Here is an 11,453-nt window from a genome sequence, read left to right on the forward strand (position 1 = left end):
GAACGGCCGAAGAAATGAGAGCGGTTCGAACGGCCGAAGAAATGAGAGCGGTTCGAACGGCCGAAGAAATGAGAGCGGTTCGAACGGCCGAAGAAATGAGAGCGGTTCGAACGGCCGAAGAAATGAGAGCGGTTCGAACGGCCGAAGAAATGAGAGCGGTTCGAACGGCCGAAGAATTGACACGGAAACGGGTTGATCTTCCGAAACCTGTAATCGATAGATTACACGAAACGAAATACTTATATAGGTAAACTTGGAATAGCTGCTTGGTACCGCATACCATCAACCATGAGTGATAAATTGTCCCATATCAAGGACCTGTCCCGGCGCGACGTAATGAAGTACGTCGGCGCGGGCGGGGCAGTCGGCTTGGCCGGCTGTCTCGGCGACGAACCGGCTGACGACAACGGGGAAGACCCCGGCGAGAACGGCAACGGAACGGAACCGGGTGAGGAGCTTCCGGACCAGGAGCTGTATTTCGCACAGGTCAAAGGCCCTCTCGACCTCGATCCGATCGTCGCGAACGACGTTCCATCCGTCCAGATCATCGGGCAGCTATATGACGGGTTATACGAGTACGATCTCGGCGTGGGGATCGATCCGAAAATCGCGAGCGATCAACCCACGGTCGAACGCGACGGAACTCGATTTATCGTTCCGATCCGCGACGACGCGGAGTTCCAGAACGGCGATCCGGTGACTGCCGAAGACGTCATCCACACGGTCCGGGCTCCCTACGAGGAGGAGACCGAAAACGCCGCGGAAGTCGATATGGTGGAAAGCGCGGAAGTCATCGACGAAACCACCGTCCAGTTCGACCTGGAGTTCCCGTATGGTGCCTTCGAAACGACGCTGGTGCGATACGTCGTAAACGAGAGTGTACGGACAGAGGATCGCGAGGCCTACAACGTCGACCCCGTCGGCTCCGGACCGTTCCAGCTTGTCGACTGGGACCAGGAAGACTTCGCCACGGTCGAGCGCTGGGACGACTACTGGGACGGTGACCGGATCGGCTACCCAAATCTCGCACGTATCGAGTTCGATCCCATCGAGGAGCAGACGACCCGCGTCACCAGTCTCCAGACGGGCGACAACGACATCATCGAGACGATCCCGCCGCAGTTGTACGAAACCGTTCGCGGCATCGAAGACGCCACGATCGACGAGGAGCCGGGGGTCGGATACTTCTACCTCGCGTTCAACTGTGGTGAAGGCCCGACTGCGGATCCGGTCGTCCGCGAGGCGGTCGACTACGTGTTCTCGATGGATCAGGCGATCGAGAACTTCGTCGAACCGGCCGGGGTTCGCCAGGTGAGTCCGTATCCGCTGTCGATTTCCGAGGAGTGGGACTTCCCGATCGACGAGTGGGGAGACATCGAACACGACCGGGACCTCGATGCGGCAGAGGACCTGTTCGAGCAAGCCGGCGTCGACTGGGATTACGACTGGCGGATCATCGTCCCGCCGGACGACATGCGCGAACAGATCGGCGTCTCGATCGGCGACGGCCTGCAGAACGTCGGTTTCGACAACGTCGAAGTGCAGCGTCTCGACTGGGGGACGTTCACCGAGGCGTACCAGAGCGGCGACGAGGACGACTTCAACATGTACACCCTCGGCTGGTCCGGCAGTCCGGACCCCGACGCGTTCGCGTACCATTTGCTGTCCCAGGAAGTCGAAGGTGTCACCAACGGAACGTTCCACGACTACGACGAGGCCTCCGACAAGATCACAGAGGCCCGGCGGTCGGCCGACCGCGAGGAACGCCGCCAGCTGTACATCGAGGCGACGACCGAACTCCTCGAGGAACGCGTCCACCTACCGGCGTACAACCTGCAAAACTCCTACGGCATCAGCGGACGCGTCGACGACTATCACGCGCACCCGATCTCCAGCGTCACCCGGGTGTTCAGCGAGCACAACAACGTCTCGGTCGAGTGATGTAACGGCCGGGGCTTCCCGAAGAGTATTTAGCCTTGCGTTTGCGAGGTTTTCCAAGTTGCGACTGCGAGTACGAGCCATGACCTCAGTTCACACCGGTGATCTTCCGTGAGCCTGCTGCGTTACACGATCTGGCGGTTCGCGCAGGCGGTCCCTGTGTTGATCGGAATCATCACGATAACGTTCTTCCTGGCGAACCAGATTCCGGGTGATCCGATCTCGATCATGCTTGGGCCGTCACCCGCCCAGGAACGCGTCGAGCTCATCCAGGCCAAATACGGGCTGGATCGGCCGCTCCACGAACGCTATCTCACGTACCTTCAGGGCGTGATGATGGGCGATCTGGGATACAGTCTCTACTACGATCGTCCGGTCCTCGAGATGATCATGCTTCGCCTGCCCGTGACGCTGTACCTCACGATCTCGGCGTTCGCGTTCGCGATCGCCACGGCGATCCCGCTGGGGGTCATCTCGGCGAAGCGGCGGAACAAGCCCACCGATCACGTCGCTCGGATCGTCTCGCTGATCGGCGTGTCGACGCCGTCGTTCTGGATCGGCCTGATGTTGATCATCGTCTTCGCGTTCCACCTCGGGTGGTTCCCGGCACGCGGCCTCCCATTGCCGTGGGAGGCGCCCGGGGACGTGAGGGGAGCCGAGACGCAGATCGACGTGATCACGACGTCGCTGTATCACCTGATCATGCCGATGATCGCGCTGGGGACGCTCCAGATGGCCCAGATCACGCGCATCGAGCGGTCGTCGATGGTCGAATCGCTGCAGGGCGAGTACGTCAAACTCGCCCGGGCCTACGGCGTCTCCGAGACGACGATCGTCCGGAAACACGCGTTCCAGGTCGCACAGCTTCCCGTGATCACGATCGTCGGGCTCGGCCTCTCGACGGCGCTCGGTGGCTCGGTGCTGATCGAGACCGTCTTCGAGATCCAGGGGATGGGCCGGCTGATCATTACGGCGATCAACAACCTGGATTACGAGCTCATCATGGGCACGACGTTCATGTTCGGGTTCGCGTTCGTGATCGGCGTCATCATCACTGACATCGCGTACGCGTACATCGACCCGCGGGTTACCTACGGTGACGAATAATGGAGGGGGACGAATAATGGAGGGTGACGACTGATGGCAACTGGAACCGAATCTCAAACCGACGAGTTCTCCCCCGGGGAGGACTCCGAGGGCGGCGTCGGCGAAGTCGAAGCTCGCGTCGGCCTCAAATACACGCTCAAACAGGTCAAACGCGACACGACCGCCCGAATCGGCATCTTCGTGGTCGGCTTCGTCACGATCGTTGCGCTCTACGCTTCGATCGACTACTTCGTCTTCGATTACGCGATCGCCGATTCCGTCTGGTACCACCCCGCCCGCGACCCCGACGAGGTAAACCGACTGTTGCCGCCGCTCGGTATGGAAAACCAGTTCGGCGAGGGGGTGCTCGAACATCCGATGGGAACCGACCACCGGGGGCGGGACATCCTCATTCGGCTCATCTACGGCACCCGGATTGCGATCACGGTCGGCTTCATGGCCACCGCGATCGGGCTGGTCGGCGGGACGCTCATCGGGGCGGTGTCGGGCTACTACGGCGGCTGGGTCGACGACATCCTCCAGCGGGTCACGGAGACGATCTACGCCATCCCGTTCCTGGTGCTCGTGATCGCGTTCATGGTCGCGTTCGGCCGCAACCTGACGTTCGCGATGGTCGGCGTCGGGATCACCGCGATCCCGATCTTCAACCGGCTCATTCGGTCGCGGGTCGTCTCGATCCGCGAGGAGGACTACATCGAGGCCGCGAGAGCGGCGGGGGTAAAGGATCGCAACATCATCCTCAGACACATCATTCCCAACAGCTTCGCGCCGGTGCTGGTGCAAGCGACGCTCCAGATCGGGGTGAGTATCTTGATCGTCGCCGGCCTGTCGTTCCTCGGGTTCGGCGCGCAGCCGCCGACCCCGTCGTGGGGACAGATGCTCTCGGAGTCGCGCCACTACATGCTGCCGGCGCCCACGTTCAGTCTCTGGCCGGGGCTGGCGATTCTGATCACGGTGATCGGATTCAACATCCTCGGCGACGGTCTGCAGGACGCGCTGGATCCACGAATCAACAACTGAGATCGATATATGTCCGAACCACTACTCAGCGTCGAAAACCTCAAGACCCAGTTTTTCACCGAAGAAGGAACCGTTCGGGCGGTCGACGGCATCTCCTTTGACGTCCACGAGGGGGAGATCGTCGGACTCGTGGGGGAGTCGGGCGCGGGCAAAAGCGTCGCGACCTCCAGTCTCCTCAGGCTCGTCGAGAGCCCCGGAGAGATCGTCGACGGCGAGGTCACGTTCAAGGGCCGGACGCTGATCGGCTTCGAGGAGGGCCCCGACGGCGAGCTCAGTCCCCGCGATGAGATGCTCTCGAACGAACAGATGCGCAAGGAGATCCGGGGCCGGGAGATCGCGATCATCTTCCAGGACCCAATGGAGTCGTTGAACCCGGTGTTCACCGTCGGCGGGCAGCTTCGCGAGTTCATCGAGCTGAACCGGGATCTCGACAAAAAAGCGGCCAAACAGGAGGCCATCGACATGCTCCGGGAGGTGGGCATTCCCGATCCGGTGGCCCGATACGACGAGTATCCACACCAGTTCTCCGGGGGGATGCGCCAGCGCGTACTGATCGCGATGGCGCTCGCCTGCCAGCCGGACCTGATCATCGCCGACGAGCCGACGACCGCACTCGACGTCACGGTCGAGGGGCAGATCCTGGATCTCGTCGAGGACCTCCAGGAGAAGTACAGCACCGCGTTCATCTGGGTAACCCACGACATGAGCGTCATCGCCGAGATCGCCGACCGCGTGAACGTGATGTATCTCGGCGAGATCATCGAACAGGCGGACGTCGACGAGATGTTCTACGAGACGATGCACCCGTACACGGTGGCGCTTTTGAACTCGATGCCCCGCCCGGACGAGACCGTCGACGAGCTCGACCCCATCAAGGGCGTGATGCCGGAGGCGATCAATCCGCCGTCCGGCTGTCGGTTCCACCCGCGCTGTCCGGAAGCCCGCGAGGTGTGTACGGAGGTGCATCCCGAACCGCGGGACCTCGGAGCGTCGGCCGAGCGTCACAACGTCGCCTGCGTGAAGTACGACGCCTTCGACGTCGGGTACGAGGAGAGCCGACCACTGAACACGGAGGCAACCGGCGGGTTCAGCGCCGGCTTTGCCGGCCGACAGGAGGGCGAGGCCAATGAGTGACGCCGACGCCGGCTTCGACTTCGAGGACGATTCCCTGTCGACGCCCGGCGTCGACAGGGAAGTCGACGAGGGCGAGCCGCTGGTCAGGGTCGAGGGCCTGAAGAAATACTTCAGCGACACCGACAGCCTGTTCGGGAACGTCACCGTCGACGACGAGTTCCCGTACCTCCGACGTGAGGATCGACAGGTGAAAGCCGTCGACGACGTCTCCTTCGACATCAAGAAAGGCGAGACGCTGGGGCTGGTCGGCGAGTCGGGCTGCGGGAAGTCGACGCTCGCCCGGACGGTGTTGCGCCTGTTGAAACCCACGGACGGTAGCGTCTACTTCAAAGGTGAGGACCTGGCGACGCTGTCGGGGGAGCCGCTCCGGACGCGGCGCAAGGAGATGCAGATGATCTTCCAGGACCCCCAGTCGTCGCTCGACCCCCGGATGAAGGTCGGGCCGATCGTCGAGGAGCCGATGAAGGCCCACGGGATGCTCGACGAGGAGGGACGGGAAGCCCGCGCGAGGGAGCTGCTCGAGAAAGTCGGTCTCGATCCCCAGCACTACAACCGCTATCCGCACGCCTTTTCCGGGGGCCAGCGCCAGCGGGTCAACCTCGCGCGGGCGCTGTCGGTGAACCCGGACTTCATCGTCTGTGACGAGCCCGTCTCCGCGCTGGACGTCTCGATCCAGGCGCAGGTGCTCAACACGATGGAGCAGCTCCAGGAGGAGTTCGACCTCACGTACCTGTTCATCGCCCACGACCTTTCTGTCATCCGGTACATATCGGATCGAGTCGCGGTGATGTATCTCGGGAAGCTCGTGGAACTGGCGGACAAAGAGGAGCTGTACGAGAACCCACAACACCCGTACACGAAGGCGCTGCTCGACTCGATTCCGGTGCCGGATCCGCGGTCGGAGGGCAAGCGCGGAGTGTTGAAAGGCGACGTGCCGTCGCCACTGGATCCGCCGTCGGGCTGTCGGTTCCGGACCCGGTGTCCGAAGCTGATCCAGCCCGACGGATTCGACATGTCGGACGGCGAGTGGGAGGACGTCCGGGAGTTCACGCGGGCAGTAGACCGGCGAACCTTCGACGTCACCGACGGCTCCCGGATCCGGGAGGAGTACTTCGAGGACGGCGTGCCGGACGGCGACGCCGGCGGAATCGTCGAGGAGGCGTTCCAGCATCTCTCGGCGGAAGAGTGGGTGGAGGCCGGGACGCTTCTCATCGACTCCTTTGCCGAGCAGAGCATCTGTGCCCGCGAGGAGCCGGCCTACGAGGTCGAAACGGAGTACGGCACGTCGCGTCACTACGCCGCGTGTCACCTCCATCAGGAGGACGGAACGGACGTCAGCGACGAGGTTCTGGGTGGCTCAGCCGAGGAAGATACCGGCGTTGGAATCCTCGGTTCTGACGACTGACGACTTTCGTCGGAAATCGAAGATTTCCGAGCTCGATCCGGCTCACGCCGGATCGAACAACTCCTCGCCGTCGACCATATGCTCTTCTACGGCGTTCATGTCCAGCGTCACGCCGAGTCCCGGCTCTTCGGGCACCGTGATGGAGCCGCCCTCGATAACCGTCTCCTCGACGAGGTCATCCCACCAGTCGAGCTCGTAACTGTGGAACTCCACGGCAAGCGAGTTCGGCACCGCCGTGGCGACGTGAGCTGCTGCCATCGTCGCCACCGGCGAGGCGACGTTGTGCATCGCCACCGGAACGTAGTACTGGTTTGCGACGTCGGCGATCTTCCGTGTTTCGCGCATCCCGCCGACCTTCGGTAGGTCCGGGGCGACGATGTCGACCGCGCCGTTCTCGATGAGGCGGCGCTCCTCGGTGACCCGATAGCGGTTCTCGCCGACCGCGATCGGCGTGGTCGTCGACTTGGTGACTTCTTCCTGTACCTGAAGGTTCTCCGGCGGGACAGGGTCCTCGAGCCACCAGACGTCGTACTCCTCGATTTCGGCCGCGAGCCGCTTTGCCGACCCGCCCGAGAACGTCCAGTGACAGTCGAACGCGACGTCGGCCCGATCCTTCACCCGCTCGGTAACTTTCTCGACGATCTCTGCCTTGTGGCGGATCTCGCCCGGCCGGAGGTGCCGGTTCGCCCGGTCCTTCTCGAAGCCCGAGGGGACATCGAGGTCGAACTTCAACGCGTCGTAGCCGAGCTCCTCGACGACCCGTTCTGCCTCGTCGGCACACGCCTCGGGGTCTGCCTCCTCCTCTGTGTGACAGTCGTTGTACACCCGGACCTCGTCGCGATACTTCCCGCCGAGCAGCTGATAGGCCGGAAGCTCGAGGATCTTCCCCGCGAGGTCGTGCAACGCCACCTCGATGCCGGAGATGGCGGTGACGGTGACGCCCTCGACGGATCCCTCCCCGGACATCTTCTGGATCAGGTGCTCGTAGAGCCGATCGATGTCCAGGGGGTTTTCCCCAACGACGAACGGCTTCATCCGTTCGATGAGTTCGGGCACGCCCGCCCCCCAGTACGCCTCGCCAGTCCCGACGATCCCCGCGTCGGTGTACACCCGCACGAGTGTCCACGGGAAGTTGCCGTCCACCATCGTCGTTTGAACGTCCGTGATCTCGACGTCGCGTCCCCCGCCCCGTTCGGCGGTCACATCCATCGTCTCCGCCGAGAGCTCCCGCATCGTGTACTCCGCGTTCGGATCGTGTAGCTCCGCGTAGTCTCTGCTCATGGGGAGTTCATTCACTCGTGAGCGTGTAAACCTTTGGTAACACTCCCCTACCCGTCTAGCGCGGTCAGATAAACGCCCGGGTAACGGCGACGTACTGGATCGCGAACAAGACCGCGTTGTACAGTCCGTGTGCGAGGCCCGGGACAACGATGTTGCCCGTCCGCTCGTACAGGTAGCCGAGGACGATTCCGAGCACGGTAGCGACTACTGCGTACACGAGTTGTTGTCCGATCGTTCCCTGGACGGCCCACACGTGAACGAGGCCGAAAAACGCCGCCGCCAGTACGATCGCGGGCCATGCGGACACCGCCCGCCGGAGCAGCCCTTGCACCACTCCGCGGAACAGTAGCTCCTCGACTGGGCCGACCACGAGGATCGACACCAGGATCATGTACAGGAAGAACTGCGGGTTCTCCCTTCCGATGAGGACCACCTGGTTTTCACCCGCCTCGAGCCCGAACTCCGAAAGAACGAACCCGAAGGCGAACTGGACGATCAGCAACACGACGATGCCGACGCCGATCAGTCCCCAGCCGAACCGCGTCGGGAGACGATACGAAATCAGTTCCCGATCGTCGGTGATCGCGACGTAGCCGACGATCCCGACGCCGAATCCCACGAACTGCAACACCGTCAACGCGAGGTGGTAGCCGATCGTCTCCGGTTCGACGATCCCGCCGGAAATCAGGACACCGATCCCCCCGCCCGCGACCGCGACCGCACCCGCGAACGCGGCCAACACGACGGCGACAGCCTGCGTGAGCCGGTAGAGTGCGGGGCCGAACGTCCCGACACCTTCGGACTCGGGCGATTCGCTCATCGGTCAGCCTACGCGTCGGCGTCCCAAAGGAGCGTCGATCAGTTCCCGTCGACGATCAGTTTCCGTCGACGATCAACGTCTCCTTGTCCCGTACCGCCTCGGCTTCCGGGAAGTCCCCGCCACCGAGCAGCCCTCTGGCGGCACGTTTCCCCCACTCGACGGCCGGCTGGACGAACGTGTCCACCGAGGCGAGTTCACCGTGCAACACACAGGCAGCCTCCATTGCGTACAGCAGTTCCCCGAGGGAGCGTTCGTCCACGCGATCGATCTCGATCCGCACGGAGGGACGATCGGCTGCCGCCAGGCTCGCTTCCGTCGCCTCGAACTCTGCGTCGAGTAGCTCCCCCAGCGTCGATCCACCGAGATACGACAACCCTTCGAGATCCGTCTCGGGGATGTCGCGGTCCGGGCGGTCGGTCGGCCGAACGAGCGTCACCAGTTTGTCCCGTGGACCGGCCCGATACAACTGGAGCTGTGAGTGTTGGTCGGTCGCGCCCAGTGCGCGTGCAGGTGTCTGGCCGAGCCCGTCTTTCCCGAGGCTTTCGGCCCACAACTGTGCGAACCACTCTGCGAACGTCTCCAGCGACTCCGCGTACGGCATCACGGCGTTGACGGCGGCGCCCCGCTGGGCGAGCGCGTACGTCACCGCGCCGTAGGCGTAGGCGGGCGTCTCGAACAGCGATCCGGCACCGGCTCGGTCCAACCGGTCGGCGGCCCTCGAGCCGCCCTCCAGGATCGCCTCGAGATCGTGGCCCTGTATCGCTGCACACGCCAGTCCCACCGGCGAGAGCACAGCGAAGCGGCCCGGGACGCCCTCCGGGACCTCGAGGGCGGGCAGATCGTGTTTCTCAGCGAGCTCGCGCAGGTTGCCAGACGGCCCGGTCGTCACGAACGTTCGATCGGTCCAGTCCACCGACGCCCGTTGCATCGCGTCCCTGACGACCAGAAAGTTCGCGAGTGTTTCGGCGGTCGTCCCCGACTTCGAGACGACGTTGAGCACGGTCTCATCGAGCGGCAGCGACGACAGCAGGCGACGGACGTGGACCGGATCCACGTTATCGAGGAAGTAGGCGTCGACCTCGCTTTCCAGCGCAGCCGAAAACGTCGCCGCCCCCAGAGCGCTACCACCGATCCCCACGGTCACGACGGCACTCGGCTGCCCGAACGGAGCCACGGTGTCTTCGATCTCCGTCGGGTCGCACCGCTCGGGGAGGTTCAACGCAGCGAATCCGTGGTCGTCGCTCTCCCGCCCGGCTTGAATTCGCTCGTGGGCGCGTTCGACCCGACGATCGAGCCGTTCCAGGCCGTCCCTGGAGACTCCAGGCGAGGTTTCGAGCGCGTTCCCGATGTCGACGTTCATGGCTCATTCGGTGCGTCGTCGCCACTTAAGTTGTCTCGTCTCCGCTCCGCTCACTCGCGGGACCGGCCGACGAATATAAGGGACCTTATTTGATAAGGAATGTAATAGCCAATCCCCCCGGTGAGTTTATATATTACGTCCGTGCTATGAACGTGCACAATGGCAAACAACGCAACGATGCGGGACGTGAGTCACACGGCGCCGACCGGCGTGTCCGCCGGCGGGGTCTGGGAACGAGGCGGAGAAGCGGCCGAAAAATCGGAGTAGACGTTTTTCCCGGACTGTCGGACGGCCACGTGAGATAGCGACTGCGACGGGCGACGTCTGCGACCGAAGGGGGTAGTTTTCTTCGAGTGCTCTTCCCGAATTATAAGTCGACGGCTTCCGACGGGTAGTTCACATGATCGAGGTCGCGGGGTTGCACAAGACGTACGCCGGCTTTCCGGCGGTCGTCGACGCCACTTTCGAAGTCGAACCCGGCGAAGTGTTCGGAATCGTCGGCCCGAACGGCGCGGGAAAGACGACGACGTTGAAGATGCTCGCCGGGCTGGTGGAACCGACTGCGGGGACGGCGACGGTTGCCGGATACGACGCCGCGGATCCGGCGATGCGCAGGCTGCTCGGCTATCTTCCCGAGGAGTCGCCGCTGTACGAGGACATGACGCCCCGCTCGTATCTCCGGTTCTTCGCGGATCTATACGGCGTCGAACGGGGGGTCGCCGACGAACGGATCGCCGATTCGCTCGACCGGCTCGAACTGGAGTACCGGGATCGCCGCATCGGCGACATGTCGAAGGGGATGAAACGGAAGGTGGCGATCACCCGGTCGCTCGTCAACGACCCGGACGTTCTCCTGTACGACGAACCCGCCTCGGGGCTGGATCCGCTCACCACGAACTACGTCCTCGAGTTCACCCGAGATCTCAGGGATCGCGGGAAGACGGTCGTTTTCTCGGCTCACAACCTGTATCACGTCGAGTCGGTGTGTGACCGGGTGGTCATCATGAACGAAGGGGAGATCGTCGCCAGGGGAACCGTCCCCGAGATTCGCGCCGAACACGGAGAGACCCGATATTACGTGTTCACCGACGTGCCGGTCGAGGGGGCCGAACCCGTCGCCGGTGGTGCGGCCGACGGTGCCGAACCGATCGACCGGTGGGAAATCGACCAGGGTACTGCTGGGGAATCGGAACGGACGAACCGACGGTTCCGGGTGGTCTGTGCGGACATGGACGGCGTCGAGTCGGTTCGCAAGCGGGCAGCAGACGCGGGTGGTTCGGTGCTGGACATCAGAACACGGGAGTCCAGCCTCGAGGACGTCTTCCTCGAACTGGCCGATCGATCCGTCGACGGAGAGCGCGCGGGGGCGGCGAAGTGAGCCGGGAGAA

Annotated in this window: 9 protein-coding genes; 6 read left to right on the plus strand and 3 right to left on the minus strand. The window is 63.4% G+C overall.

Going from position 1 to position 11,453, the window contains the following annotated elements; genetic code table 11:
• Positions 1–336: 336 nt before the first annotated feature.
• The 5 genes from AArcCO_RS05080 (at position 337) to AArcCO_RS05100 (ending at position 6,604) form a co-directional block, all read left to right on the plus strand.
• A complete protein-coding gene (locus AArcCO_RS05080) occupies positions 337–1,941 on the plus strand; it encodes an ABC transporter substrate-binding protein (protein WP_259535350.1) in 1,605 nt (534 codons plus the stop codon).
• 114 nt (positions 1,942–2,055) lie between these two features.
• Positions 2,056–3,045 carry an ABC transporter permease gene (locus AArcCO_RS05085; RefSeq protein ID WP_259536527.1) on the plus strand — a complete coding sequence of 330 codons (990 nt, stop codon included), beginning with the start codon at positions 2,056–2,058 and terminating at the stop codon, positions 3,043–3,045.
• Positions 3,046–3,078: 33 nt separating this feature from the next.
• Complete coding sequence (locus tag AArcCO_RS05090; RefSeq protein WP_259535351.1) at positions 3,079–4,065, plus strand: ABC transporter permease; 987 nt, start codon at positions 3,079–3,081, stop codon at positions 4,063–4,065.
• A gap of 9 nt (positions 4,066–4,074) precedes the next feature.
• Positions 4,075–5,199 (plus strand): ABC transporter ATP-binding protein, encoded by a 1,125-nt coding sequence (locus AArcCO_RS05095; protein ID WP_259535352.1) that lies wholly within the window; start codon positions 4,075–4,077, stop codon positions 5,197–5,199.
• A complete protein-coding gene (locus AArcCO_RS05100) occupies positions 5,192–6,604 on the plus strand; it encodes an ABC transporter ATP-binding protein (RefSeq protein WP_259535353.1) in 1,413 nt (470 codons plus the stop codon). The genes AArcCO_RS05095 and AArcCO_RS05100 overlap by 8 nt, the downstream gene beginning before the upstream one ends.
• 42 nt (positions 6,605–6,646) lie before the next feature.
• Here the strand turns inward: AArcCO_RS05100 and AArcCO_RS05105 are convergent, their stop codons facing one another.
• From AArcCO_RS05105 to AArcCO_RS05115, 3 genes are all read right to left on the minus strand, one after another.
• On the minus strand, positions 6,647–7,885 hold the full coding sequence (locus tag AArcCO_RS05105) for a mandelate racemase/muconate lactonizing enzyme family protein (RefSeq protein ID WP_259535354.1): 1,239 nt from the start codon (positions 7,883–7,885) through the stop codon (positions 6,647–6,649).
• 64 nt (positions 7,886–7,949) lie between these two features.
• Positions 7,950–8,705, minus strand: a complete 756-nt coding sequence (locus AArcCO_RS05110) for a CPBP family intramembrane glutamic endopeptidase (protein WP_259535355.1) — start codon at positions 8,703–8,705, stop codon at positions 7,950–7,952.
• A 55-nt stretch (positions 8,706–8,760) separates the two neighbouring features.
• On the minus strand, positions 8,761–10,065 hold the full coding sequence (locus AArcCO_RS05115) for a phosphoglucose isomerase-related protein (protein ID WP_259535356.1): 1,305 nt from the start codon (positions 10,063–10,065) through the stop codon (positions 8,761–8,763).
• A gap of 400 nt (positions 10,066–10,465) precedes the next feature.
• Here AArcCO_RS05115 and AArcCO_RS05120 point away from each other — a divergent pair, with 400 nt between their 5' ends.
• A complete protein-coding gene (locus AArcCO_RS05120; protein ID WP_259535357.1) occupies positions 10,466–11,443 on the plus strand; it encodes an ABC transporter ATP-binding protein in 978 nt (325 codons plus the stop codon).
• Positions 11,444–11,453: the final 10 nt, after the last annotated feature.

Origin of the sequence: Halalkaliarchaeum sp. AArc-CO, assembly GCF_024972735.1 — an archaeon.
GTDB lineage: Archaea > Halobacteriota > Halobacteria > Halobacteriales > Haloferacaceae > Halalkaliarchaeum.

Bases quoted from the DNA above. Each gene is read 5' to 3' on its own strand.
- AArcCO_RS05080 (WP_259535350.1), top strand. From the start codon at position 337: ATGAAGTACGTCGGCGCGGGCGGGGCAGTCGGCTTGGCCGGCTGTCTC.
- AArcCO_RS05090 (WP_259535351.1), top strand. From the start codon at position 3,079: ATGGCAACTGGAACCGAATCTCAAACCGACGAGTTCTCCCCCGGGGAG.
- AArcCO_RS05095 (WP_259535352.1), top strand. From the start codon at position 4,075: ATGTCCGAACCACTACTCAGCGTCGAAAACCTCAAGACCCAGTTTTTC.
- AArcCO_RS05100 (WP_259535353.1), top strand. From the start codon at position 5,192: ATGAGTGACGCCGACGCCGGCTTCGACTTCGAGGACGATTCCCTGTCG.
- AArcCO_RS05105 (WP_259535354.1), bottom strand. From the start codon at position 7,885: ATGAGCAGAGACTACGCGGAGCTACACGATCCGAACGCGGAGTACACG.
- AArcCO_RS05110 (WP_259535355.1), bottom strand. From the start codon at position 8,705: ATGAGCGAATCGCCCGAGTCCGAAGGTGTCGGGACGTTCGGCCCCGCA.
- AArcCO_RS05115 (WP_259535356.1), bottom strand. From the start codon at position 10,065: ATGAACGTCGACATCGGGAACGCGCTCGAAACCTCGCCTGGAGTCTCC.
- AArcCO_RS05120 (WP_259535357.1), top strand. From the start codon at position 10,466: ATGATCGAGGTCGCGGGGTTGCACAAGACGTACGCCGGCTTTCCGGCG.